The following is a 23,820-nucleotide window of genomic DNA, read 5'->3' as shown; positions in this document are numbered from 1 at the left end:
CGCGCACCCTGGCACCGGATCCAGGACCACATATATAAACCACTCACCCGGCTGCTCCCCTGGCCGCCGCCTCCCCCCAGCCCTCCCCAGCCATGCAGAATCCCCTGATGCCCTCACCTCCCCCAGACTCTCCAGCCTCCCGGCCGATTGATGCGCAGAGCGCCAGTGCGACCCGCAAAACCGTGGTTCTGGTGGCGCATGGCCAGCCCTCGGCCCCCAATCCGCCAGAACGCAGCCTGGCGCAACTGGCCGAACGGGTTGCCAGCTTTCTCCCGGATTGGCAGGTGCGCTCGGCCACCCTGGCGCAGCCAGACCGGCTGGAACAGGTGATGCAACCGGGGGCCTTGGTCTATCCTTTCTTCATGGCTGAGGGCTGGTTCACCACACAGGTCTTGCCGCAACGGATCGGCGCTATTGACCACCGCCAACTGCCGCCTTTTGGTCAGGACCCCACCCTCCCCAAGCTGGTGGCCACTCTGGTCCAGCAGGCCCGTGCCGCGCAGAGCAAGCCCGCGGCCTCTGTCCCTGCCTCTGTCCCCGCCGCTCCAGACTGCCTGCTGCTCGCCGCCCATGGCTCTGCCCGCGGCCCCAAGGCCGCCGCAGCCACCGAGCGTTTTGCCAGCGCACTGCGCCCGCTTCTGCCAGAGCTGAAGGTGATGACCGGCTATATCGAACAAGAGCCCTACCTGGCTGATATGGCATCAAAACTGCCCCAACATGGCCTCTGCCTGCCCTTCTTTGCCCAGTCCGGCGACCACGTCAAAGACGACATTCCCGCCGCGCTCAAAAGCGCCAAATTCGACGGCACAGTGTTGCCAGCCCTCGGCACGTTTCCCGAGGTTGCCCACCTCATTGCCCAGGCCATTCTACGCGCCTGAACACCGGGCTTTGCCCCCCATGATTTTGCACGGATCCATGTGGCTTTTCTGGGCGCACAGAAGGTTGGCGGTAGATCGGCGGGGATCGGCAAAACGGGTGCATCACGCCAGAGCCGGTTGGCAAGAGCAGATTGGCCTGAGAGTTCCATTAAAACATTAGAATTATTTACATATTACGCCTTGGTGCCGGATAACTTTCGACGTTTTTGTTAATCTTTCAAAGCGACAATCGACTGACTTTTTTACGACCCGAGGACTTGGTTCATGTATCGACTATTGGACTGCATCACCCAGGATCATATTTATGGCCTGGTGGCGGTGGCAGCTTTTATTTGCGTCATCGGCTCGGTGCTCTCCACACATATGTCCTCTCGCTTGACCCAATGGAATGGCAAGCGCCGCCTCGTGCAACTGCCCCTGGCTGGTTTGATTACCGGAGCCACAATCTGGTCGACCCATTTTATTGCGATGCTCGCCTATAACCCAGGTTATGCGCATGGGTATGAACCTGTCATGACCGGTGTGTCGCTCTTGGTGGGGGTCTTGGGCTCGGTTGCGGCCAACGCCGGGTTGGCCTATGGCAACAGGCGCTATGCAGCCTACATGGCCGGGGCAATTTTTGGCCTATGCGTGGCTGCGATGCATTACACTGGCATGAGCGCCTATCTGCTGCCAGGGACGATTGTCTGGAGCCTACCGCAACTGGTGGCATCTGTCCTTTTTGGCGCGGGCTTTGGGGCTACCAGCTACGGGTTGATTGCCAAACAGCTTGACGGGAGGGCTGGGCGGATCTGGCCAGCCACCGCTATGGTCATGGCAATCTGTCTGATGCATTTCACCGGTATGAGCGCGGTGGAGATTCGCCTCGACTCTTCTGTCATGGTGCCCCCCATGGCGATTTCGGACACCGCCATGGCAATGCTTATTTTTGGTGTCACCGTGATCATCCTGCTGATTGCCATGGCCTCCGCCAGTATCGAGGTCAATCTGGAGGGTGAAACACGCTCGCAACTCGAACACGCGGCCCAGCATGATCCATTGACCAGCATGCCCAACCGCATGTGGCTGGCCCGCAAAATGGATGCCATGGCAGTGCAGTTGGCCGAGGATAAAACCGCGCGCGCGGCGGTGCTGACGATGGATCTCAATCTCTTTAAGGAGGTGAACGATCTGCACGGTCACGCGATGGGGGATGCGGTGTTGCGCCGGGTTGCCTGGCGGTTAAGCATGCAACTGGGCGAAGGCGAATATGTTGCACGAACCGGCGGCGATGAATTTGTTGCCATAAAAGTGGGGTTTCGGTGCATCGAAGAGGTGCTGAGCTTTGCTGAAAGGTTGCATGCGGCCATTGTGGAACCGATCGACCTAGAAGAAGTCTCTCTGCGTGTTGGAGCCTCCATCGGGATTGCAACGACGCTGGAGGATGGCCGAGATGCAAACCAGTTGCTGCATAAATCGGATGTGGCGATGTATCGTGCCAAGTCAGAAACAGACCGGCCAATCTGCCTGTTCGACGAGGAAATGGGCCGTCACAACCGGGACAGAACGCAACTGGTGCATGACCTGCGCCGGGCGCTGGAAAACGACGAATTCGAACTGGTGTATCAGCTCCAGAACACGCTGGATACGCTGGCGCCGGAGGGGTTCGAAGTGCTGCTGCGCTGGAATCACCCAACCCGCGGACGGGTGTCGCCGGACGCGTTCATCCCGATAGCCGAGGAAACCGGCCTGGTGCGTGACATCGGCGCCTGGGTTCTACGCGAGGCATGCCGCGAGGCCGCCCAATGGGATCATCCCTATAGTGTTGCCGTCAATGTGGCACCGCAGCAGCTGGTGCAGCCCTCGTTTCTGGAAAACGTGATGGATAACTTGTTCGAAACCGGCTTGCTGCCGCAGCGCCTGGAGCTGGAAATCACCGAGGCCAGCATTATCCACGACCAGGCGCATACGCTCAAGGTGATGCACAAGCTGAAGGCGCTGGGTATTCGCATTGCCATGGATGATTTTGGCACCGGCTATTCGTCGCTGTCGATGTTGCAGACCTTCCCCTTTGACAAGATCAAGATTGACCGCAGCTTTATTCGGGACGTGCATAAAAATTCACAGCGTGCCGCTATTGTGCGCTCCACTTTGCTGCTTGGCGCGGCACTGGACATTCCGGTGCTCGCCGAAGGGGTCGAGAGCGAAGACGAGCTTAGATTCCTGCGTGAGGAGAATTGCACCTCAAGCCAGGGCTTCTACTTCGGTCAGCCCATGGCCCGAGAGGATATGCGTCGGATAACCTGCAAACGGATGGAGGAGGATGAAAACGCTGCATGACCCTTGGTCTGGGCGTGCCTCTCGAATTTCTGATACAAGAACGGTCTCATTTTATGCCAATCCAGATCGTTCGTGCTGGAGAATTCTCTGCTTTTTGCGATTAGGTTTTCGAGGTAAAAACCAGCGATGTCCTCAGGGGCCATCACTCAGCACCCTGCTATGGCTTCCCAGTTCCTCACTTGGTGCGCGGGCGCTCTTTCAGACGAGCCGTCGCACAGGTAACGCACCAATGGTTTCAACTATAAGTAATTTTCCTGCCCGATGTTCTGCCGAAAACGAAATGGAATTCTGTGAAGACAGCCGACTAGCTGACTTCCGATATGCCTATCGGCTATCGGGAAGGACGGGCACAGTTGCAGTCAATCGGTGAATATCATGCGGAACGTGAAGCTGTGATTTCCTGGAAGAATCGCCTTGGGAGCACGCGGCAAGCGGGCTTTTCGAACTGACCCTAATGCGGCCTGGTCTAGTGTTGCGTGGCCCGAGCTGTGGGCAACGGCAACCGCAATCAGACGTCCCTTGGTTGAAACCGTGATGTGCAATTGGACTGTGCCCTGCCCGCCCCCGCGCGGGAGGCGTTTTTGTCGCTGAATGCGTGCAATGATGGCAGCCCCCCAGCGGTTCTTCAGATTGGCGGTCTCTCGGCTTGGGTCACCGGTTGTGGTGGCCTCCGCTCCCGCATCTCCCCTGATCTGTTGCTGCTGCTTGCCTGCGGCTTGCTCCTGCTGACGGGTGGCTGATGCGGTGACAGCAGGTTTTTCCGGCGCAACGGGCTTTGGTGGCGGCGAGGGTGAAACCGCAAGCTCCGGGCTTGCATCTGCGAAGGGCGCAGCCTGAAGCTGGGGCGAATGGTTCGCAAGATGCGATACCGGAAAGGACACCTCAGGGCGCGTCGGGAGAGCTGCAGGCTGGGGTTGGCTTTGCACCTCAGGAGCGGCAATTGCCGGGTGGGCAGAAGGGACTGTTGGAGGGCGCTTCCAATGCGCGGCCAGTTGCACCAGTTCCTGAGAGGCAGCAGCCAATGTCACCTGACCACGGCCGCCACTGCCGGCACCCGCCGCTCTTGAACCGCCGCTACTCAGCGCCAGAAAGGGCAAAATATGCAGTGCCAAGGCCAGGCCAAGGCAGATGGGGAACAGGGGCGATCGCCTCATGGGCGCGTCCCTCTGAGAGTAACCGATCGAATGCCGCCATCGCGCAACTGGGTGATCAGCGCCGCAACCTCTCTGGCCGGCACATTGGCATCGGCGCGGAGTGATAAGCTGTCCAGTTCCGATGCTTGCGCCAGAACAGCGGCCATGGCGTCTTGGGTTTGCGCACCGGAAAAATGTAGGCGGCCATCCGCTGCCATAAAAAGCAAGGCCTCTGAACCAGAGGGCTCACCTGTTTCCAGCCTCGGTGGCGTCACCGCAAATGGCGCGCGCGGTGCGATCTGTGACGACAGCAGGAAAAAGATCAGCAGCAGAAAGACCACATTGATCATCGGCAGGATCGGTTCGCCAGTCTGGCGTTTTTTGGCGGGCGAGAAATCCATCGCCCTCACTCCATGACCACGAGCTGGGAAAAACCGGCCTTGGTCAGCGCTCCGGCCACATCCATCAGCTGCTGCAGCGAGGCGTCGGCACCTGGTTGCAGGAGGATTACATCGGATCTCTCACGGGCGAGCCTGGACATCTGTTCTACCAAGGCTTCTGTTTCCACCGGAATTCCGTTCAGCCGAAGCCCGTCAGCCGTCACCAGAACCAAACGCGGCGGGCCTGAATAGGCCGCGCTACCGCCCGCCATTGCCAGCGGCACTGCTTGGTCGTGGCCGAACTGCGAGGCCAGCATGAAAAACACCAGGAGCAGGAAAACGACGTCGATCATTGGTGCGAGGCTCAGGCGTTTCTTTGCTCTGGGTGGTCCAAAGGTCAGCGTCATTCTGCTGCCTGCTGCAGGATCGGGCGGGTGGCAGTGCTGGTGAAGACCCGGATCGCCAGATCTTCCATGGCGGCCTGTTCGCGCTCGGTCACACCCTCCACCCAGGACACCAGTGCCGAGGCGGGAATGGCCACCGCCATACCCGCAGCCGTGGTCAATAGCGCTTCCCAGATCCCGCCAGCCAGTACCGAAGGATCGGCACCGCTGCCGCTGACCTGCAGAGCCTGGAAGGCGCCGATCATGCCTAAAACAGTTCCGAGCAGGCCGACCAGAGGTGCAATGGTGGCGATCAGTTCCAAAGGACGCAGCCCCCGGCGCAGGAAGGTCAACTCAGCCTTGGCAATGCGTGTGACTTCTTTTTCCGCCATCTCTGTACTGAATGCTGGCGTCAGTACGGCCTGCATCGCAGCCAGCGTCACCCGATCCCGCGGCGTCTGCGCGGTACTGATTGGAGCCGCCTCGCCCCTGCGCCAGAGGTCCAACCAGGCTTCGGCCTGTGATCTGCGCCAGAGGCCTGCCTGCATCAGCTCTGCCACCCGCCACAGCAAGAGGGACAGGGTGAGGACCGAGAGGGCCGCGATCACCCAAAGTGCGGGTCCACCGCGCGCCATAAATTCAAAAAGAGGGGCAAAGGACATGGCAGTCTCCGTTTGTGGCCTGGGTTTTAGTGGCCTGGGTTTTAGTGGCCTCGAATTTAGTGGCCTGGGTTTTCCGGTTCGGTCTGATCGGCACCTCGGTCAAACCGAACGGCATAGTCCTCTGTCAGGCTGTTGGAGCCATGCAGCACCCGCCACTGACGGATCCCATTGCGCCAGCCAGCCCGGCCTTCGCGGCTTTGTGGCTCTTCGGCGCCTTCAGCGGGCGTTCCTGACTGCAGCAATTCCCAAACCGCAGTTTTGCCCTGACAGTAATCTTGGGCGCCCCAGTCGCCCAGCAGCTCTTGAAAAGCGTCAAAGGCGGAGCGGTTGAAGGGCTTGTCTTCGCCAAGGCGACCAATGACCGGGTTTTCGGGATGTATGCCGCAGCAGGGCACCCAGCCTTCCGGGATCGGCGTGTTGGCGGAATGGGTGCGGTCCGCCTTCAGGAGCTTGGGCAGCACATGTGTGTGTGGCCCTTCAGGGGATTTGCCCCCGGTGTCAGGGCCTCCGATCATCTGATAGACTTCGACGCGACCGATCTGGGTCAGCACCACGCGATGTGGATGGGCTTTCAGAATGGCCCCCATCGCCGGATTTCCCTGTTCAAAGAGCGACCGCCCCGCGTTTTGGTTCAATACCGCCAGAAGCTCGGGATCGGCAGTACGGATGCAAAAATCCGCCTGATACTGGCCCAGCCCCATATCAAAGAGCTTGGCTCCGCGATCTTCCGCACGCAGGGCGTCGGTGTCAGGGCCAAGTGCCGTCAACACGTCGCGCTGGTGCATTGCCGCATCCTCTTTTGGCAAGCACAAAGAGACCGCCTGGGTCCAGCGATGGGGCTTGGGGCTGAGGGTTTCATAGGCCACCGGGCGCACCCCTGACAGTCTGTCAATACGGACGCCGCCGCGACTGGTGAGCTGCATCAGCCCGGCATGATCCGCTGGCGCCGAATCGCCATAGACATGGTGGAATTCGCCTATGGCCCCAAAAGACCCCATGTTCCAGCCGCAGTCTTCGTGCATCAGTGCGGTTTTCAAGATCTGTTGAAGTTCAGGCATGGTCTGCCCTCCTGCTGTTGGTTGATTTCCAGTCCAGAGCGCCGCGATGGACGGCCTGGTAAACGGCCTTTCCGACCGCTTCTCCAATGGCGGTGTGCAGCCCGGCGTAGGGGGTCGCTCCGGCCGGGGCCGCGATGGCGAGACAATCGGTGCCGGTGCCCGTAGCTACGCCATTGGGTAGGGCAATAGCGGCCTCCATCACGGCGGCGGTGCGGGCCTGTACGGCGATGCTCATGGCCTCGATCAACCCGGGCTGGGTCATGCCTTCGGACAGATGCAATGCCACATTTATGGTGCCCCAGTTGCGGCCAGAGTAATCGACCCGGCTGCCCACGCGCTCGGCATTGGAAAGGCCGACGGTGGCAACGGCATGGGCACAAATGCTCCCCACCTCGACCCGGGATTCGCAATAGTGACGGACGTCGCGCGAGGTGAGAAAAGCCACGGCTTCTTGGCTGCCGCGCGCGGATAGCTCGCTTGAAAACCACTCCTCAACTTCCAGTTCGGGAGGCAGATCGCTGTTGCGGACCTCACGCCAGAGAATGCGGCGGGCGGTGACAAAACCGGGGCGATTCACCGCCCAGCTCAGCACTTGCATATTCTTGCCCAGGTCAAACTCGATCCAGGGGCGTTGCAGGGTGACGCGGCCCATCACAGCACCTCCAGCGGCTGAAAAACTGGGCCCTGCGCAGTGTTTTGATGCCAGACCGAGATGCCAAAAGCGCGCGCCATCAGACCCGGCGTCAGCACCTGGGCAGGTGTACCATCAGCCAGCATCCCCCCCTCCGCCAGCAGGATCAGCCGGGTGCAGTGGCGGGCCGCCAACCCCAGATCATGCAGGGAAACCAGGGCCGAGCGGCCCTCGTCGGCAAGCGCGGCAAAGACCTCCATGGTGGAGATCTGATGCGCCGGGTCCAGCCCGGCTGCAGGTTCATCCGCCATCAACAGCGGCGTGTCCTGGGCCAGGGCGCGGGCAATCAGGGCGCGCGCCTGTTCGCCGCCGGACAGACGGGAGGCGGCGCGCTGGCGGAAGCGATCCAGCCCCATCCGGGTGATTGCCTGATCGACAAGCGCCCGGTCTGTGGGCGGCAGCCGCAGCCCCTGTGGCAGATGCGGCAAGCGACCAAGAGCGACCAGCCGCTCCACCGGGATCGGCCAGGCGATCTCGCGCGATTGCGGCATCCAGGAGACCGCCCTGGCACGCGCTGAGGTGTTCATCTCGGCCAGCGAACTGTGCCCGGTTGCGGGCAGCAGCCCAAGGGCGGCGCGCATCAGGCTGGTCTTGCCGGTGCCATTGGGGCCAAGCAGGCCAACAAACTCGCCTGGTTTGATCTCAAAAGACACATCCCGGATCACCGGGCGGCTGCGCAGTGTCACAGACAGGTTCTGAACGGATAGCAGGCTCATGCCAGCCCCTTCCGTGTCTTGTAGATCAGATGCAGAAACAACGGCGCTCCTACCAAAGCGGTGACCACGCCGAGTTTCAGGTCGCGCGCGGGCAGGATCACCCGCACCGCGATATCCGCCAATTGCAGCATAACGGCACCACCCAGTCCTGAGGCCCAGAGCAGCCGCGAGGGCTGCCCGCCCACAAAGGGGCGCAGGATATGCGGCACGACCAGCCCAATAAAGCCGATGGCTCCGGCGACTGCCGTGGCACCGCCGACAATGCTGGCACTGCCGATGACCAGCAAGAGCCGCAGCCGGTTCAGGTTCAGCCCCAGAGTCTGCGCCGCATCTTCGCCCAGCGTCAGCGCGTCCAGGCCACGCGCCAGGGTCAGCAGGATTGCAGCGCCGACAGCAACAAAAGGCAGCACCAGCCAGACATGCACCATTGATCGGTCGGCCAGCGATCCCATCATCCAGAACACGATCTCATTGGCGGCAAAGGGATTGGGCGACAGGTTCAAGACCAGCGAGGTAAGCGCCGCCGCCATCGCCGAGATCGCAATGCCCGCCAGGATCAGCGACAAGGACCCGCCCTGTGGCCCGGCCAGGGCCATCACCAAAAAGACGCCTGCGAGGGCACCCGCCAGGGCTGCCAGCGGCAAAGCCAGTGTCAACGCAGCCGCCAGCCCGGTGTTGATGGCCAGCACCGCCCCCAGGGCTGCCGAGGAGGACACCCCGATCAGGCCCGGTTCAGCCAGCGGGTTGCGCAGATAGCCCTGCATTGCGGCTCCGGCCAGGCCAAGCCCACCACCAATGACAACGGCCAGAATGGCGCGGGGCAGCCGGATCTCCTGCATCACCAAGGTCAAGGGGCCATAGCTGTCATCAAACAACGCCGCCAGGCTGTCCCCCATTCCCACATCTGCAGGGCCCAGAGAAAGCGAGATCAGGAACAGCGCCACAACTGTGGCAAAAAGCAAGAGCATCAATCGAGTCATTCCAGGCTTTCCTTTTCCAGCAAATGGCGGCGTTCCTGAGCCAGCTTTTCTATGGCGCGCAGCACATGCGGCGTGCCGCAGACCCAATCCGCATCACGCATCTGGCCAGAGGCAGCATGGGACATCAGTTGACGCACCACGGGGTGGGCCAGGTTTTCCTCACTGCGCGCGGCACGCGGATAGGGGGAGGTTGCAACCAGCAGGTCTGGCTGCGCCATGGCCAGCACCTCCAGCGGTAGTTTTCCAGAACGCTCATAGCCAAGCTCGGCAGCAATATTGCCAAGCCCCGCCGCCTCGAGGATTTGGCCAGCCAGGGTTTTTGGACCGGAGGTATAGCTGTTGGCGGCATAAAGCGCGGCACGCGGCTGCGGCCCAGGCTCTGGCTCGGGCTCGGGCTCTGGCAGAAGGTCTGTAAGCTGCGCCTCAAACTCCGACAGCAAGTCTGCGGCGGCCTCCTGCCGCTGCAGGACCTCGCCCATTTCGCGGATGCGATTGCGTACATCCTGTAGGGAGTTGGCGGGTTGGAAGACCTCAACGCGCAGTCCAAGACGTTGCAGCATGTCGGTTGTTGCCCGTGTTGAATAGGCACCGGCGATGACCAGATCGGGCTTGATCAGGTAGATTTCTTCTGCCTGACCATGATTGACCGGATAGGCCATGGCTGTGTCCGCCATGGCCGAGGCACGCTTGTCGCGGGCGATATAGGAAACCGAGGCCAGCTGCCCGGGGGCCGCCAGCAGCATGGCCAGCTGATCCGTGCAGAGGTTCATTGAAACCACGCGCGCGGGCCCGGCAAAGGCGCCAGTGGCGGCCCAAAACAGGGCCAGTGCTATTCCGGGCAGTTTGCGCATGGATCAGAACGAGGCCTTTACGCCGATATAGGCGGCACGGCCGCGCTTGGCATAGCCCCAGACATCCGCGTAATCCTCGTCAAACAGGTTGGTGACACGGCCTGTCAATACCACGTTGTTTGTTAGCTCATACTGGGCCGATAGATCCACGGTGGTGTAGTCTGGTAGTTGGGCGGTGGCATAGGAGCCAAAGAACTGGCTGTCCCAATTGCCGGCCACATGGCGGAGGTCAGCCGTTACGGAGCCACGGCCATTAAAGGCCTGCAGGGTCGCGCTCAGCAACAGCTCGTGCTCTGGGCGGCGGATCTCGACGGAGCCATCGGGATTGGTGGCGTCCAGATAGGTGTAGGACAGACGCAAATCGAGGGTATCGGTGGCGTCGAGGCTTGCCGAAAGTTCGACGCCCTTTCGGTCACTGTCACCCGCCTGGTTACGGTAGGATGTGGTGGTGGGGTTCACCACATAGCTTTCGATCTCACCCGTCAGGGTCTCATCAAAATAGGTCACGTCAACCAACCCGCGCCCCTGCAGGAACGGGACCTCGACACCAATGTCAAAACTGCGGTTTTCTTCCGGTTTCAGGTTCGGATTGCCGAGATATGTGGTGGTGCCAAAAGTAGAATTGGCAAAAAGTTCGAAATAGGAGGGGTTTACGATGCCGGTTCCTGCCGAGCCATGCAAACGCACGCCGCTGCCTGCAAAGGTGTATGAGGCGCTCGCCGTCCAGCTGGTTGCATCCTCAAAAGCGCTGTTGTTGTCGCGCCGCACACCAAGTTGTAGATCCAGGCCATTGGCAAAGCTGCCACGGTACTCGAAGGCAAATGAGTTGGTTCTGCGTGCATAAAGCGGATTGCTGCTGCTGGATTCCTCTTCCCATTCCAGCATCGCGTTTAGCTGGTGATTGGCCTGATCGACAGGCTGCCCATCCAGACCAAAGCTGAGTAGATATTTGGCTGCTTCGGTCTTGGTCTCGGTTGCGGTGCCACCATTGCTGGCGCGGTCAAAATCGGTGCGCTCAAAAGACAGGCGATGTTTCAAACGACCACCCAGGGTGTCCAGCTCGGCATAGATCTGTGCCAGGCGCTCGTCCCGCTCGCTGAATTGGGTTGGATCGTCCACAACATAGCTGGCCGCATCGGTCGCTGTGAAGGAGGTGCTGTCGCTGTCGTAGCGCTCATCCGAGGTACGGAGGTTGAAGCCGAGCTGCAATCGTTGCGTGACCAGATAGTCGCCTTTCAACTGCAGCGTCGTGCGGCGCATGCCATCTTTTTCGCCGCCATCGCCGGAGGTGTCGTAGCCATCGTCTTGGTCGTGGGCGAGACTGAAGGAGAGACCACCACGCGCGGAGCGTGTGGATACCCGTGCAGAGGCGCGGTAGCCGTCAGATCCGATCTCGGCGCCGCCACCATATTCGGTGCCGATGCCGCCGGTCTTGGTAATGATGTTGATCACCCCGGCCGATGCATTGGAGCCATAAAACACCGATTGTGGCCCCCGCAGCACCTCAATGCGTTCGATGTTAGCGGTGTCCAGACCGGACAGGATATATTCGCTATCCCCGCCGGAGGCCTCGACGCCATCAATCAGGATCAGGGTGTGGTTGGCTTCACCGCCGCGAATGCGGATTTGAGTGAAACTGTCGCCGGAGCCGTTGACCATCAGGCCGGGCACTGCCCGCAGGGCGTCCTGGACGGTGGTGATGCCGCGCTCCTGAATTTCTTCGCTGGTAAGAACCGAGGCCGAGCGGCCGTATCTTTGGGCCTCAATGGGGGTGAAGCCACCAGAGATGATGATCTCGCCCAGATCGGTAACTTCAGAGTCTTGGGCCAATGCAATAGCGGGGGTCGCGGCCAAAGCCGCAGCCAAGGACAGGCGTGCCTTGCGCATAGTTCTATTCCTCCCGGCCTGATGACACAGCATAGGCCAAGCTGCTGCCCAGAGCGGACAGCAAGGTCAAAATGAGAGTCTTCGTGAGGCAATGCCCCCGCAGACGGTGAAAATTGCCACCACTACGGAAGTCCGTTGTCCTTGGCGCGTCCCGCACCCGGACAGGGTGATCATTCTGGCAGGTCTCCTGACTCGCGGGTCGAGGCCTTGCTACGCCTTCCCACCCCATGGGGCAGTGGCTTGTTGCAGCAGTGCTCTCCGCTCACAGTTGCGGGGGCAGTCACGGATTCGGCGCCTGTTGGCTACACCTCACCGTGTTCCCTATTATCCGGGTGGTCTCCCAGCCGGACCAGAATGCTCGCGACTTAGTCAGGCCTTGGCAGGTCTGTCAAGAAGGGAGTTCGAATCAGCTCGCTGGAAAAGAGCTTCACGGTGAGGTTTTGGGGCGCCGGAATGCAGGCTCGTGAAACGCTCCTGCAGGCAGTGGAATCCGGACGCGTGGCCGGGGTGATGGGTATCCTGGGCTTCGGCGGCGGTTCATCGCTTGATGTGGCGAACGGGCGCTCCCGACAGTGAACCACCCCCCATAACCTCTGAGGTTTGGCCCCGGGGTTCTGTCTAAGCAAATGTGCTGGTGTGAAGCGGAGCGTAGAGCGGAACAGAAACCACGGCTTTTGTCTGCGCCTTCACATACAGCTGCAAGTGATTAAAGCAGATGCCCTAAGCCAGACCGCAAAATATGGTCTCTTACAGAGACATCTGGCAGTGGTGTCATTCTACCGTTTTTGACGATGGGCATGCCACGACTGTCTCGATCTACATTGCCCCGTATCATTCTGCTTAGGTCTAGCTTAGGAAATATGACGTTATCGAAAACGATACATATCAGACGCTTGATGTTATCAACTGATGCGAGTGCACCGGAAACAAATTCCTCCAGCGATATCTCAGAGCTTTCAATACCCTTCATATCCTCACTGAGAGTTTTGAAGCACAATGTCTTTCGTTCAGAATCTGGCATAGCAACAAATACCGATGAGTAGTGCGAGGTTTCGCTACGAACGGCTAATATTGTCTCATGCCTTTCAAAGTCGAAGAGTATCGGGTGCAGTCCATAACTTTCCAAATCCCCGGTCTTCAAGCGTTCCTTTAGCCCCCTAAAGTCACTTGGTCGTTGCGGGTGCAACCTCGGCCCAATAAACTTTGCTGCTATCTCGCCAGCGCCGTAAACTGAGCTACACAAAGACTCGCAGGAACTCGCAATCCTAACCTGAAAGATTGTATTGTATATCTCAATCTCCGGGTTTTCATCTGTACGCGTGAACTCCTGGCCAAAATGAGCGTCCGCCAACTTTGGCAAATCATAGGCTAACATTTCGATACTTCTCAGCTTCGATTCTATGAATCTCAGGCTATCGTGAGGGAAGTTTTCAGGAGCCAAAACACGCGAAAAATCCAGAACGCTTTCGAATTTCGTTTTTCTGTTTCTCCCCATAGTCCCTTGATACCTCCCAATATCTTTTCCCGGCGGTAATGTAACTCTCAACCTTTAGATGAGTGTCATTCATAAGCCGCTTTATGTCCACACCATCCGGTTGGTCGATCAATTCGAAGGCATAGAAGTGGATGGCGTCGTCGGAGCCATGGCCTTTGTCGGTCCAGAGAAAGGTCCCCTCGTACACCGGACCGAAAGCAGCCTTGGCGGTGAATAGCCGCTCCGTCCGCAAAGCCGCCATTGGTGCTGCCAGCTCAAATGTCTGTTCCTGGTGTCTCCAGCTCCAACTACCGGCTTTCTTTCGCGCCCTCTGGACCTCCACCCACAGTTTCCCTATATAAACAGTCGGATTAACTGTCAGGGATCGACATGACCAACGCTTCCGAACCGCTTGAAGGTACGCCGCTGATTGCGCCGTCTTCCGTTGAACACCCGCTTTTCGATCAGATCGTAGAGGCCTGTCGTTCAGTCTACGACCCTGAAATTCCGGTCAATATCTATGAGCTGGGCCTGATCTACACCATCGACATCTCTGATGAAAACGACGTGCAGATCATCATGACCCTCACCGCGCCCGGCTGCCCCGTCGCCGGTGAGATGCCAGGCTGGATTGTTGACGCGATCTCGCCGGTGCCAGGTGTTAAATCCGTCGATGTTGACATCACCTGGGAGCCGCCCTGGGGAATGGAGATGATGTCAGACGAGGCCCGCCTAGAGCTTGGCTTCATGTAAATCCATTTTGGCGTCTCTGCGTCAAAGAGGTCACAAAAGCTTCATCGGATCGCGGCAAAGGTTTTACCTTTCGCCGCGATTTCTCTTTTGAAAATCAACTTCTTTGGAGAATTCCATTGCGCAACGCCCTTGCCCAGTCTCTCAGCCAGTCTCTCACCCTGTCGCTCACCGCTCTCACCCTTGGATCTGCCGGTTTCGCACCAGCAGCCAATGCTTCTGAGGCCACTCTCAGCTATGGCCCCCGCCCCGCCTATCTGATCGAAAAGCTGCCCGAAGGGGCCTTGAAATCTAAACTGCAGTCCTGTGCGGCGCAGCAGCCCGCCCGCAGTGATTTTTCGATCGGCCACCGGGGTGCCCCCCTGATGTTCCCCGAACATACCGTACAGTCCAATGTCGCCGCCGCGCAGATGGGGGCCGGCATTCTGGAATGCGACGTGACCTTTACCAAGGATCTGGAACTGATCTGCCGCCATGCGCAAAACGATCTGCACAGCACCACCAATATCCTGACCACCGATCTGGCTGAAACCTGCATCACCCCTTTCTCCCCGGCCAGCGGCTCCACCCCCGCATCGGCTGAATGCCGCAGCTCAGAGATCACCCTGGCGCAGTTTCGCAGCCTGACGCCCAAGATGGAAAGCTTTGACAAGACGGCAACCACCGCGGCAGCCTCGCAGGGTGGCACGCCCTCCTGGCGCAGCACCCAATATGCGGATGGGGCCACCGCGATGACCCATGCGGAATCCATCGCCCTGTTCAAATCTCTCGGCGCCAAATTCACCCCAGAGCTCAAATCCCCCTCGGTTGAGATGCCTTTCAACGGTTTCACGCTGGAGGCCTACGCCCAGAAGATGATCGACGACTACAAGGCCGCCGATATCCCCGCCACGGATGTCTGGGCCCAGAGCTTTGACCTGGAGGTGGTGAAATACTGGATCCAGAACGAGCCCGCATTTGGCAAGCAGGCCGTCTATCTGGATGGGCGCTACAGCGATGCGACGCCGCTGGATCCAATGGATCCCAACAGCTTCAGCCCCTCGATGCAGGAACTGGCGGATATGGGCGTGAACTACATCGCCCCTCCCATGTGGCTCCTGGTGACCCTTGAGGATGGCAAAATGGTGCCATCCCCCTATGCCAAAGAGGCCAAGGCCGCCGGGCTCAAGCTGATCACCTGGACCCTGGAGCGCTCCGGCCCGCTGACCACAGGTGGCGGCTGGTACTTCCAGAGCGTGCAACCCGCCATCAGCAATGCCTCCAGCTATTATGAAATCCTCGATGTTCTGGCCCAGGATGTCGAGATCGAGGGCATCTTCTCTGACTGGCCTGCAACGGTCACCTACTACGCCAACTGCATGGGGCTTTAAGCCGCTTTAAGCCCCTCTGTGCACTGGATTACACGGGCCGCATTTCCCCTGCGGCCCGTTTTGCCCCCTACTGCCTCTTGAGCCTGCCCCCTCGCGGGCCTAAATAGGGTATAACGCGCGCATTGGAGACACTCATGTTCGGCATTCCCGGCAAACAGGCTGTGACAATCACCCCCCGGGCTGCGGCCCAGATCACCAAGCTGATGACCAGCGGTGGCCACGCAGGGCTGCGCATCGGCGTCAAAAAGGGCGGCTGTGCGGGGATGGAATATACGATGGAATATGTCGACGAGCCGGATAAGAACGACGAGGTGGTCGAACAGGACGGCGCAAAGGTGCTGATCGCCCCGATGGCGCAGATGTTCCTCTTTGGCACCGAAATCGACTATGAGACATCGCTGTTGGAAAGCGCCTTCAAGTTCAACAATCCCAATGTGTCAGAGGCCTGTGGCTGTGGCGAATCCATCAGCTTCAAAGATGTCCCAAACCTCTGACAGCCCTGTCTAACTGCCCTGTCTAACTGCCCTGTCTAACCGCCCCTGAAAAACTGCTCTCATCTGCCTGCCCGCTTCCGACAGGGGCGGACCTCCTAGGCAAAGCGTCACAGGCCTCACCACCAGACCTTTGGCCGATTGCCCCGCCCTGCCCCCGGTGCTACCACTTGGCCAGATTTTGACCAGGGGAGCGACAGATGCGGCAGAAAATGGCAGCGGGCAATTGGAAGATGAACGGCACAGGCGCAGCCCTGGCAGAGCTTGAGACCCTGATACAGGCGCAACACGCAGCCAAATCGGAGCTGTTGATCTGCCCCCCCGCCACGCTGTTGTCCCGTGCTGCCGAAATTGCCGCCGATAGCTCCCTCGCCATTGGTGGTCAGGATTGCCACGCCGCCTCTTCCGGCGCCCATACCGGCGACCTGTCGTCTGAGATGCTCAAAGACGCAGGTGCGACGGCTGTCATCCTTGGCCATTCCGAGCGCCGCGCCGACCACAATGAGACCAGCAAAACGGTTGCCGCAAAAACAAAATCCGCCTGGAGCGCCGGTCTCACCGCCATTGTCTGCCTTGGCGAAACCCTGGCGGAACGCGAAACCGGGGACACCCTCAAGGTTGTCGGCAGCCAGCTCGCCGCCTCCCTGCCTGACGGCGCCACCGGCCAGAACACCGTCATCGCCTATGAACCGGTCTGGGCCATTGGCACCGGCAAAGTGCCAAGCCTGGACCAAATTGCCGAAGTCCATGATTTCCTGCGCCATGCCCTCACCACAAGGTTCGGCGCCGAAATGGCCGCTGCCACCCGCCTGCTCTATGGTGGTTCGGTGAAACCGGGCAATGCCGCTGAAATCTTTGCCACCTCCAACGTCGATGGCGCCCTCGTTGGCGGCGCCAGCCTGAAATCCGCAGATTTCTCCCCCATCATCGCAGCCCTCGACGCCAGCTAGGCCCACCCCCTTTTCATTTGGCCCCAAATATCCCGGGGGAGCGCCCCTTGAGGCGCGGGGGCAGAGCCCCCAAAACGCACAGGCGGGCGCAGGGGCAGAGCCCCTAAACGCACAGGCGGGCGCAGGGGCTGCTCTCCCCTCACCCCCCAAAAAAACGCCCCGGACAAAATCCGGGGCGTTTTTTGTTTCACCTGGAGCCGAGCCCCTAGTTGGTGATAATCTCAGTTGGTGATAATCTCAGGCCCCATCAGCGCATTGGGGATCAAGGTGCTCAGCCAGGGAATATATGTCACCATGATGAGGAAGACAAAAAGCACCGCGAGGAAGGGCAAAGCCGCCCGCACCACCGACATCATCGGCATTCCCGCCACCCCTGAGGTGACAAAGAGGTTCAGGCCCACCGGCGGGGTGATCATGCCGATTTCCATGTTCACCACCATGATGATGCCCAGATGGATCGGGTCAATGCCCAGCTCGATGGCAATGGGAAAGACCAGCGGCGCCACGATCACAAGTAGCCCGGAAGGCTCCATGAACTGACCGCCGATGAGCAGGATCACATTGACCACCACCAGGAACATCACCGGACCAAAACCTGCTGACAGCATCGCATTGGCGATATGCTGCGGCACCTGTTCATCGGTCAGAACATGTTTCAGGATCAGCGCATTGGCGATAACAAACATCAGTGTCACTGTCAGCTTACCGGCATCAAACAGCGCCTTCTTGGTGTCCTTATGCCCCCAGACCGTCAGCAAAGCCAGGGGCGCCTGCAACACCGAACGACGCGAGGTCCGCTCGGTTGCGGCCAGCGGCCCCATATCGCGGTATACAAAGGTGGCAACAAAAAACGCATAGACCGAGGCCACAGCCGCTGCTTCGGTTGGGGTAAAGATGGCGTCTTCCTTGTAAAGCCCCAGCTCCGCCGAATACCAAGGGTAGCCATAGATACCCACCATGATGATCACGATCAAGAACAAGCCCCAAAAGGCCTCCCGGAAAGAGGCGCCAACTTCGCCCCAACCGGCCCAGTTGCCCTTGGGCATGTTCTTGATCCGCGCGATCACATAGATCGTCACCATCAGCATGACACCGGCCAGAAGGCCCGGAATGATGCCCGCCAGGAACATCCGCCCCACCGAGACATCCACCGAAGCGGCATAGACCACCATGACAATCGAGGGCGGGATCAGGATGCCCAGAGTGCCGGCATTACAGATCACCCCGGCAGCAAACTCCTTGGTATAGCCCGCCTGGCGCATCGCCGCGATGACGATGGAGCCAATCGCCACAACTGTCGCGGGCGACGAGCCGGACAGGGCTGCAAACATCATGCAGGCAAAAACACCGGCAATGGCCAGGCCGCCCTGAAAATGGCCGACGCAGGCGATGGAAAAGCGAATGATCCGCTGCGCCACGCCGCCAGTGGACATGAAGGTAGAGGCCAGAATGAAAAACGGAATGGCCAGCAGGGTAAAATGTCCCTCAAAGGCTTCAAACAGAGTACCAGCAACACTCGCCAGCGAACTGTCGGAATAGATCAGCAAAAACAATACCGAGCTGAGACCCAGCGAGATGGCAATCGGCACCCCGATCAGCATCAGCCCCACCACCATGGCAAAGAGGAAAATCACATCCATCAGTTTTCTCCCTCGGTGGCGCGGGCCCGGGCCTCGTCCAACTCATCTTCGACCTCGTGGCTGGCCACCAGCCGGTCCGCCTTTCCGCGCCACACCTGCACCAGGGCCTGGGCAAAACGGATCACCAGCAACCCCATCGACAGGGGCAACACCACATAGGGCACCACCTTGGGCAGTTTTTCATAAGAATCGCCGTAGTTGACCAGCTCTTCCAGGAACCGGAAGAGGCCGACCATCGGCACATCCTGCACCTCATAAAAGCTCTGGCTGCGCGCCGTCATATCAAACCCGGTTGGAAACCAACGCCCCGAGGTTGGCGGCAGATCCGCAAACACCGCCCAATAGTCATAGGCGCCTTTCAGCAGCAGCAGGGAAAACAGCAGACAACAGCCCACAGCAACAAGCGCAACAATTCGGCGTGCGGGCGGTGACAGGATATTGACGATGGCATCCACGCCCAGGTGGCTATGGGTCTTTACTGCATAAGACGCCCCCAAAAGCACCAGCCAGGCAAACAGGAAGACCGTCAGTTCCAGCGCCCATAGAATATTGGAGTTAAGGAAAAAACGCGCGATCACATTGGCAAATGTAATCAGCGTCATCAGCCCCAGAAGCAACGCAATCAGCGTCTCCTCCAATGTGTTGATAAACCCGGACAGGCCGGTTCTTGCCCCCGACATAGTGGTTACCCCGATGATGTTGAGAAAGAAAAGCTCAGGCGGCGGATCCCCACGCCGCCTGAAAACCCGGGGGCCTGATCACAACGGATCATCCCCCAGATGCGGCCCGCCTGCAGGGCGGCGCCGCCTATTTGATCCAATCACTTAGTGATTGGCGTTGATCGCCTGCGCCGCGTCGATCTTATCCTGACCCACATCACCGGCGAACTGTTCCCAGACCGGCATCATGGTTTCAACCCAGACCTGACGCTGTGCTGCATCCAGGGTGCGGACTTCGCCGCCGGCTGCGATAATGGCGGCCTTGGCGTCGTTGTTGACCTGCGTGGATTCGGCGTTGCGGGTCTGGGTCACTTCCCCAAGGATCTGCAGGAACTGCTCACGAACCGCTGGCTCCAGGCTTTCCAGCCAGTCAACATTGGTCACCACCAGATAGTCGATAATGCCGTGGTTGGTTTCGGTGACACCGTCCTGCACTTCAAAGAACTTCTTGCCATAGATGTTGGACCAGGTGTTTTCCTGACCATCGACAACACCCTGCTGCAGAGCTCCGTAGACTTCGGAGAAGGCCATCTTCTGGGGCGAGCCACCAATGGCTTCCATCTGCGCCACCAGCACGTCAGAGGACTGAACGCGGAATTTCAGGCCATTGGCATCCGTGGGCGCGACCAGGGGCCGGTTCGCCGACATCTGCTTCATGCCATTGTGCCAATAGGCCAGCCCCTGCAGGCCGCGGCGCTGCATGCTGTCCAGCAGAGCCTGCCCATTGGGCGAGGCCTGGAATTCGTCAACCGCATCAATGTTCTTGAACATGAAGGGCAGATCAAAGAGGCGGAATTCCTTGGTGAATTTCTCGAACTTGGACAGCGACGGAGCCGCCAGCTGCACATCGCCCTGCAACATGGCTTCAAGCACCTTGTTGTCGTTATAGAGCGTCGAGTTCGGGTAGACTTCCAGGCACATGATGCCATTCATTTCATCGTTGATGCGCTGTTCCAGCAAGGAGGCGGCAATCCCTTTGGGGTGCTTGTCCGTGTTGGTTACATGGCTGAATTTGACAACGATTTCGCCGTCATCGCAGGTGGCACTTGCGGCGCCTGCGGTTACTGTCAGGGCCATCGCAGTGGCTGCAGCGGTTACAAATTTCATATCAATCCTCCCAGATTTCGTCATGTCTCCTGCCATGGCAGAAGCCTCGCCCAAGGATTGCCAGTTGCGCAGCTCAGCTCAAGATTTGTTTTCAAGTCATCTTAAATTGAAATCTTTTACATATTTCACAGATGGTTACTTGAAACTCGCAACAGATCCCCCATGAGAACCCTACAGGGTTGTGCGAAATCTCGCACAGGGATTACCAGCCTTGTGCGGAAAACCGCACAAGGCGCCATCGCCTATACCGTCCAGGAATCGCCCGCTGCGGGCTGGCGAACTTGCGGGTGCGGCCACGTTTGAGCGGGGCGAGATCAGCCGCGCCGATAGTCCTCTGGGCGGATGCCATAGCGGGCCAGTTTGTCATAAAAGGTTTTGCGCGGCAGTTTCAGCGCCTCAGCCGCTGCCGCCGCCCTGCCGTTCTGACGCCCCAAAGCAGCGATCAACAACGAGCGTTCCACCTGGGCCATTTGCTCTGCCAGGCCCAGATCGGTTCCACCGCTGACTTCATCCGGCATACCCAGAACAAACCGCATGGCCGCTGACATCAGCGAGCGCGCATTGCCCGGCCAGTCCTGCGCCATCAAGGCCGCCAGGTGCTCCTGGCTGATCTGTGGCGCCTCAATCCCGGCCTGTTCCGCCGCCTGGGCCACATAAAGCCGGAACAGCACCGGGATATCGCCGGGGCGCTCGGCCAGCGACGGGATGCGCACCCGCATGCCTTCGAGCCGGTAATACAGATCCGCGCCAAAACTGCCCGCCGCAACAAGCGCTGCCAGATCAGCGGTGCTGCCTGCAATCAGCCGCGTCTCGCCCCCCTGTTCGATCCATTCCAGCACCGCGTATTGCAGCGCCTCCGAGAGGGCTGAAATCTCATCCAGGAACAGCGATCCGCCGGCCGCCTGCTGGCAAAGGTCCTGCAGATCAGCCGCGCTCAACCCCGCGGATGGGGATTTGACAAAGGGAGCCTGGGCGCGCGGCGACATCAGGTGGATCACCTCCGCCACCTTGGAAATGCCGCTGCCGGCTGGCCCCGCCACCAAAACTTCAGCCGTGGTGGGTGCCACGGCGCGCACCCGCGCCCGCAGCTCATCAGATTGCCGGGAGGTGCCAAACAACATGCGGGCCGCCGGATCGCCTTCTTCCAACTGCTGTTTAAAATCACGGTTTTCCAGCACCAGATGGCGGGTTTTGCGCGCCCGCTGCAGGGTTGCCAGCAGATCCGCAGTGACACAGGGTTTTTCCAGAAACCCAAAGGCACCGCGCGACATCGCCTTGACCGCCATGGGAATATCCCCCTCACCGGTCAACAGGATCACCGGCAGGTCGTCATCAATGCCGCGCACGTAGTCCAGCAGATGAAACCCATCCCGCCCCGGCATCCGGATATCGGACAGGATCACCCCTTCGAACTCGGGCGTGATCAGATCCTTTGCCGCCACAAAAGAACCCGCAGTAATTGGCTCCAGATCATTCAGCTCCAGGGTCTGCGCCAGCGCCTCGCGCAGGGCGGCATCGTCATCAACAACCAGGACTTTACGGGTCATATCGCGACATCCTCGTTCCAGCGGTCCAGCTCTACAGTGAACACGGCACCGCGTGTGCCGTTTCTGCCGTGGATATTGCCACCAAAGCTCTGCAACAACCCATATGAGATCGACAGCCCCAGGCCCATCCCCTCAGAGCTGCTCACCACCTTGGTCGAGTAAAACGGATCAAACATCTTTTCCGGCTCTTTGATACCCGGGCCAATGTCAGACACCACCACCGCAAGCCGGTCTCCGGCCTCCAGAGTTTCTCCGGCTTCCAGGGTTATGGTGATCGCACGGCTGTCCTGACCCAACATCGCATCAGCCGCATTGTTGATAAGATTGACAAAAACCTGGGTCAGCCGCACTTCTCCACCCCAGGCATAGATCGGCTCATCCTCCATAGGCGGGCTCCAGCTGAGCGTCACCGCGTCGGTCTCCAGACGTGAGGCCGTCAGCTCCACAGCGGTATTGATCACCTGCACCAGATCCACCCGCGCCATCGGCTCGTTCTCATTGCGCGAAAAGGCCCGCAGGTTTTTGATGATCCGCGCCATGCGCGCCGACATGCCTGCAATGCGCGACAGGTTTTCACCAACCCGGTCAATCTGACCGCGCTGCAAGAAGGCATCGCCATTTTCAGCAAATTGCTGGATCGCCATCAGCGGCTGGTTCAGCTCATGGCTGATCCCCGCAGACATCTGTCCCAAGGCCGAAAGCTTGCCCGCCTGCACCAGCTCTTCCTGCGCCTTTTTCAGCGCCGCCTCCGCATCTTCGCGTTCGCTGACTTCACGGCGCAGCTGGCTGTTGGTGGATTGCAGCGCTCGGGTGCGGGTTTCAACCCGGCTTTCCAAAACCGCATTGGCCTCTGCCAGGCTGCGGCGGCGCTCCATGGTCAGGAACAGAAAGGTTCCAAAGGCCAGACACAGCGCCGCCAGCGCCGCCGCCTGCAGCAAGGCCAACCTGCGGGCCGGGGCCACATCGACCAGGATCTGTCCGGTCAAGCCAATGACAGGCAGCTCCACCGACAAATGCAGGGCCCGGCGCGGCAGATAGGTGTTCCCCGACAGCTTCCAGATGTCATACCCGGCAACGCGGGAAACCTGATATTCCAGGTTTGATCCCGTCAGGACGGAACTGGCCTCCTCCTCACCGCCCTGCTGCCAGAACAACAGTTCAGGCCGGTTGGAGATGAAGACCTCGCCCTGGTCATTGGTGAAAAACACCGCAGGCAGCGAGCCCCGCCAGGTCTGCTCCACGTCCTCGACATCGGCAACCACCACCAGCACCCCGGACACCCCGGTGTCTGGCGCAAAGTTGGGGGCTGCATAAAAATAGGCGCGGCGCCCGTTTTCAGCCAACACATCCGAGCCAACCCCCAGCGCCCCCTGCATGGCGCGCCGGAAATACCCCGCAGTGGCGATATCGCCCCCAGTGCCCCCAGCAGCAGCGACCAGAACCTCCCCGCGAGTATCCGCATAAAACACATCCAAAGCCGAGGTCTTGTCTGCAATGCCACGCAACACCCGCTGCGCGGCCTGCCGTTCCGCCTCACTCTCCAGCTGTTCCAAAACCGGATGATCCGCGACCAGCACCGCAAGCTCTTGATAGATCTGCAACTGGGTGCTGACCCGATCCGAGGCCAAGGCAAGGTCCGCAACGCTGCGCTCTGCCAGGGAATCAAGCGCCTGACGGTAGCCGTAAATCCAGGTCGCGCCGACTATACAAGATACTGCAAGAGCCCCCCCCAGCAGCAACGGCCATCTTTGCATAAGTTGTCGCTTTCTTTTGACCCAGAGTTTTTTTCCAGTCTAGCAAGACTGACCTTGCAAAGACCAGCCATGAAGGCAAA

23 protein-coding genes and 1 riboswitch are annotated in these 23,820 nt (G+C 59.7%); of the genes, 7 read left to right on the top strand and 16 right to left on the bottom strand.

Annotated elements, in window-relative coordinates:
• Positions 1–107: 107 nt before the first annotated feature.
• Positions 108–878, top strand: a complete 771-nt coding sequence (locus ARCT_RS0109405; protein WP_084300950.1) for a CbiX/SirB N-terminal domain-containing protein — start codon at positions 108–110, stop codon at positions 876–878.
• Positions 879–1,142: 264 nt separating this feature from the next.
• Positions 1,143–3,197 (top strand): putative bifunctional diguanylate cyclase/phosphodiesterase, encoded by a 2,055-nt coding sequence (locus ARCT_RS0109400; RefSeq protein WP_027239843.1) that lies wholly within the window; start codon positions 1,143–1,145, stop codon positions 3,195–3,197.
• A 359-nt stretch (positions 3,198–3,556) separates the two neighbouring features.
• On the opposite strand, the gene ARCT_RS27030 is transcribed toward ARCT_RS0109400, so the two are convergent.
• From ARCT_RS27030 to ARCT_RS0109335, 11 genes are all read right to left on the bottom strand, one after another.
• Entirely contained in the window at positions 3,557–4,351 is a 795-nt protein-coding gene (locus ARCT_RS27030) for a TonB family protein (RefSeq protein ID WP_051360638.1), read from the bottom strand.
• The gene (locus tag ARCT_RS0109385) at positions 4,348–4,731 is read right to left on the bottom strand and encodes a biopolymer transporter ExbD (RefSeq protein ID WP_027239842.1); all 384 of its coding nucleotides are present in this window, start codon (positions 4,729–4,731) and stop codon (positions 4,348–4,350) included. The genes ARCT_RS27030 and ARCT_RS0109385 overlap by 4 nt, the downstream gene beginning before the upstream one ends.
• Before the next feature lie 5 nt (positions 4,732–4,736).
• Positions 4,737–5,117 (bottom strand): ExbD/TolR family protein, encoded by a 381-nt coding sequence (locus ARCT_RS0109380; RefSeq protein WP_027239841.1) that lies wholly within the window; start codon positions 5,115–5,117, stop codon positions 4,737–4,739.
• A complete protein-coding gene (locus tag ARCT_RS25745; protein ID WP_036784690.1) occupies positions 5,114–5,755 on the bottom strand; it encodes a MotA/TolQ/ExbB proton channel family protein in 642 nt (213 codons plus the stop codon). The genes ARCT_RS0109380 and ARCT_RS25745 overlap by 4 nt, the downstream gene beginning before the upstream one ends.
• 56 nt (positions 5,756–5,811) lie before the next feature.
• The gene (locus ARCT_RS25740) at positions 5,812–6,813 is read right to left on the bottom strand and encodes a DUF6925 family protein (protein ID WP_051360636.1); all 1,002 of its coding nucleotides are present in this window, start codon (positions 6,811–6,813) and stop codon (positions 5,812–5,814) included.
• Positions 6,806–7,465 carry an adenosylcobinamide amidohydrolase gene (locus ARCT_RS0109365; protein ID WP_027239840.1) on the bottom strand — a complete coding sequence of 220 codons (660 nt, stop codon included), beginning with the start codon at positions 7,463–7,465 and terminating at the stop codon, positions 6,806–6,808. Before ARCT_RS0109365 ends, ARCT_RS25740 begins: the two co-directional genes overlap by 8 nt.
• A complete protein-coding gene (locus ARCT_RS0109360; RefSeq protein ID WP_027239839.1) occupies positions 7,465–8,220 on the bottom strand; it encodes an ABC transporter ATP-binding protein in 756 nt (251 codons plus the stop codon). The genes ARCT_RS0109365 and ARCT_RS0109360 overlap by 1 nt, the downstream gene beginning before the upstream one ends.
• On the bottom strand, positions 8,217–9,200 hold the full coding sequence (locus ARCT_RS0109355; protein ID WP_027239838.1) for a FecCD family ABC transporter permease: 984 nt from the start codon (positions 9,198–9,200) through the stop codon (positions 8,217–8,219). Before ARCT_RS0109355 ends, ARCT_RS0109360 begins: the two co-directional genes overlap by 4 nt.
• On the bottom strand, positions 9,197–10,051 hold the full coding sequence (locus ARCT_RS0109350; RefSeq protein ID WP_027239837.1) for an ABC transporter substrate-binding protein: 855 nt from the start codon (positions 10,049–10,051) through the stop codon (positions 9,197–9,199). Before ARCT_RS0109350 ends, ARCT_RS0109355 begins: the two co-directional genes overlap by 4 nt.
• A gap of 3 nt (positions 10,052–10,054) precedes the next feature.
• Positions 10,055–11,938: a TonB-dependent receptor plug domain-containing protein gene (locus ARCT_RS0109345; RefSeq protein ID WP_027239836.1), complete on the bottom strand. Its 1,884-nt coding sequence runs from the start codon at positions 11,936–11,938 to the stop codon at positions 10,055–10,057.
• Between the two features lie 160 nt (positions 11,939–12,098).
• Positions 12,099–12,307, bottom strand: a riboswitch (cobalamin riboswitch).
• A gap of 337 nt (positions 12,308–12,644) precedes the next feature.
• On the bottom strand, positions 12,645–13,484 hold the full coding sequence (locus tag ARCT_RS0109335; RefSeq protein WP_161631311.1) for a hypothetical protein: 840 nt from the start codon (positions 13,482–13,484) through the stop codon (positions 12,645–12,647).
• A gap of 7 nt (positions 13,485–13,491) precedes the next feature.
• Between ARCT_RS0109335 and ARCT_RS27940 the strand changes: the two genes are divergently transcribed.
• The 5 genes from ARCT_RS27940 to tpiA all read left to right on the top strand — a co-directional run bounded on the left by ARCT_RS27940 (position 13,492) and on the right by tpiA (position 16,973).
• Positions 13,492–13,650: a hypothetical protein gene (locus tag ARCT_RS27940; protein WP_154665331.1), complete on the top strand. Its 159-nt coding sequence runs from the start codon at positions 13,492–13,494 to the stop codon at positions 13,648–13,650.
• A 152-nt stretch (positions 13,651–13,802) separates the two neighbouring features.
• On the top strand, positions 13,803–14,165 hold the full coding sequence (locus tag ARCT_RS0109325; RefSeq protein ID WP_027239833.1) for an SUF system Fe-S cluster assembly protein: 363 nt from the start codon (positions 13,803–13,805) through the stop codon (positions 14,163–14,165).
• A 116-nt stretch (positions 14,166–14,281) separates the two neighbouring features.
• On the top strand, positions 14,282–15,532 hold the full coding sequence (locus tag ARCT_RS0109320) for a glycerophosphodiester phosphodiesterase family protein (RefSeq protein WP_051360633.1): 1,251 nt from the start codon (positions 14,282–14,284) through the stop codon (positions 15,530–15,532).
• A gap of 134 nt (positions 15,533–15,666) precedes the next feature.
• Complete coding sequence (locus ARCT_RS0109315) at positions 15,667–16,026, top strand: HesB/IscA family protein (RefSeq protein WP_027239831.1); 360 nt, start codon at positions 15,667–15,669, stop codon at positions 16,024–16,026.
• Positions 16,027–16,223: 197 nt separating this feature from the next.
• Positions 16,224–16,973: a triose-phosphate isomerase gene (tpiA, locus tag ARCT_RS0109310; RefSeq protein WP_027239830.1), complete on the top strand. Its 750-nt coding sequence runs from the start codon at positions 16,224–16,226 to the stop codon at positions 16,971–16,973.
• Between the two features lie 221 nt (positions 16,974–17,194).
• Here tpiA and ARCT_RS0109305 read toward each other — a convergent pair whose 3' ends face one another.
• The 5 genes from ARCT_RS0109305 to ARCT_RS0109285 form a co-directional block, all read right to left on the bottom strand.
• Entirely contained in the window at positions 17,195–18,613 is a 1,419-nt protein-coding gene (locus ARCT_RS0109305) for a TRAP transporter large permease (RefSeq protein ID WP_027239829.1), read from the bottom strand.
• A complete protein-coding gene (locus ARCT_RS0109300) occupies positions 18,613–19,293 on the bottom strand; it encodes a TRAP transporter small permease (protein ID WP_027239828.1) in 681 nt (226 codons plus the stop codon). Before ARCT_RS0109300 ends, ARCT_RS0109305 begins: the two co-directional genes overlap by 1 nt.
• Positions 19,294–19,437: 144 nt before the next feature.
• Positions 19,438–20,439, bottom strand: a complete 1,002-nt coding sequence (locus ARCT_RS0109295; RefSeq protein ID WP_027239827.1) for a DctP family TRAP transporter solute-binding subunit — start codon at positions 20,437–20,439, stop codon at positions 19,438–19,440.
• 314 nt (positions 20,440–20,753) lie between these two features.
• Positions 20,754–21,986: a sigma-54-dependent transcriptional regulator gene (locus tag ARCT_RS0109290; RefSeq protein ID WP_027239826.1), complete on the bottom strand. Its 1,233-nt coding sequence runs from the start codon at positions 21,984–21,986 to the stop codon at positions 20,754–20,756.
• Positions 21,983–23,740, bottom strand: a complete 1,758-nt coding sequence (locus ARCT_RS0109285; protein ID WP_027239825.1) for a sensor histidine kinase — start codon at positions 23,738–23,740, stop codon at positions 21,983–21,985. Before ARCT_RS0109285 ends, ARCT_RS0109290 begins: the two co-directional genes overlap by 4 nt.
• Positions 23,741–23,820: the final 80 nt, after the last annotated feature.

Source organism: Pseudophaeobacter arcticus DSM 23566 (assembly GCF_000473205.1).
In the GTDB taxonomy this organism is placed as follows: Bacteria; Pseudomonadota; Alphaproteobacteria; order Rhodobacterales; family Rhodobacteraceae; genus Pseudophaeobacter; species Pseudophaeobacter arcticus.
Note: the sequence above shows the minus strand (reverse complement) of the source record. Positions and strands in the feature narration are given on the sequence as shown.

What these genes read in the sequence shown, in the direction of transcription:
- ARCT_RS0109355 (WP_027239838.1), bottom strand. Translation starts at nt 9,200, where the DNA reads ATGACTCGATTGATGCTCTTGCTTTTTGCCACAGTTGTGGCGCTGTTC.
- ARCT_RS0109295 (WP_027239827.1), bottom strand. Translation starts at nt 20,439, where the DNA reads ATGAAATTTGTAACCGCTGCAGCCACTGCGATGGCCCTGACAGTAACC.
- ARCT_RS0109360 (WP_027239839.1), bottom strand. Translation starts at nt 8,220, where the DNA reads ATGAGCCTGCTATCCGTTCAGAACCTGTCTGTGACACTGCGCAGCCGC.
- ARCT_RS0109285 (WP_027239825.1), bottom strand. Translation starts at nt 23,740, where the DNA reads ATGCAAAGATGGCCGTTGCTGCTGGGGGGGGCTCTTGCAGTATCTTGT.
- ARCT_RS0109305 (WP_027239829.1), bottom strand. Translation starts at nt 18,613, where the DNA reads ATGGATGTGATTTTCCTCTTTGCCATGGTGGTGGGGCTGATGCTGATC.
- ARCT_RS0109300 (WP_027239828.1), bottom strand. Translation starts at nt 19,293, where the DNA reads ATGTCGGGGGCAAGAACCGGCCTGTCCGGGTTTATCAACACATTGGAG.
- ARCT_RS27030 (WP_051360638.1), bottom strand. Translation starts at nt 4,351, where the DNA reads ATGAGGCGATCGCCCCTGTTCCCCATCTGCCTTGGCCTGGCCTTGGCA.
- ARCT_RS0109325 (WP_027239833.1), top strand. Translation starts at nt 13,803, where the DNA reads ATGACCAACGCTTCCGAACCGCTTGAAGGTACGCCGCTGATTGCGCCG.
- ARCT_RS0109380 (WP_027239841.1), bottom strand. Translation starts at nt 5,117, where the DNA reads ATGACGCTGACCTTTGGACCACCCAGAGCAAAGAAACGCCTGAGCCTC.
- ARCT_RS0109365 (WP_027239840.1), bottom strand. Translation starts at nt 7,465, where the DNA reads ATGGGCCGCGTCACCCTGCAACGCCCCTGGATCGAGTTTGACCTGGGC.
- ARCT_RS25745 (WP_036784690.1), bottom strand. Translation starts at nt 5,755, where the DNA reads ATGTCCTTTGCCCCTCTTTTTGAATTTATGGCGCGCGGTGGACCCGCA.
- ARCT_RS0109350 (WP_027239837.1), bottom strand. Translation starts at nt 10,051, where the DNA reads ATGCGCAAACTGCCCGGAATAGCACTGGCCCTGTTTTGGGCCGCCACT.
- ARCT_RS0109405 (WP_084300950.1), top strand. Translation starts at nt 108, where the DNA reads ATGCCCTCACCTCCCCCAGACTCTCCAGCCTCCCGGCCGATTGATGCG.
- ARCT_RS0109345 (WP_027239836.1), bottom strand. Translation starts at nt 11,938, where the DNA reads ATGCGCAAGGCACGCCTGTCCTTGGCTGCGGCTTTGGCCGCGACCCCC.
- ARCT_RS0109385 (WP_027239842.1), bottom strand. Translation starts at nt 4,731, where the DNA reads ATGGATTTCTCGCCCGCCAAAAAACGCCAGACTGGCGAACCGATCCTG.
- tpiA (WP_027239830.1), top strand. Translation starts at nt 16,224, where the DNA reads ATGCGGCAGAAAATGGCAGCGGGCAATTGGAAGATGAACGGCACAGGC.
- ARCT_RS0109315 (WP_027239831.1), top strand. Translation starts at nt 15,667, where the DNA reads ATGTTCGGCATTCCCGGCAAACAGGCTGTGACAATCACCCCCCGGGCT.
- ARCT_RS25740 (WP_051360636.1), bottom strand. Translation starts at nt 6,813, where the DNA reads ATGCCTGAACTTCAACAGATCTTGAAAACCGCACTGATGCACGAAGAC.
- ARCT_RS0109290 (WP_027239826.1), bottom strand. Translation starts at nt 21,986, where the DNA reads ATGACCCGTAAAGTCCTGGTTGTTGATGACGATGCCGCCCTGCGCGAG.
- ARCT_RS27940 (WP_154665331.1), top strand. Translation starts at nt 13,492, where the DNA reads ATGAGTGTCATTCATAAGCCGCTTTATGTCCACACCATCCGGTTGGTC.
- ARCT_RS0109400 (WP_027239843.1), top strand. Translation starts at nt 1,143, where the DNA reads ATGTATCGACTATTGGACTGCATCACCCAGGATCATATTTATGGCCTG.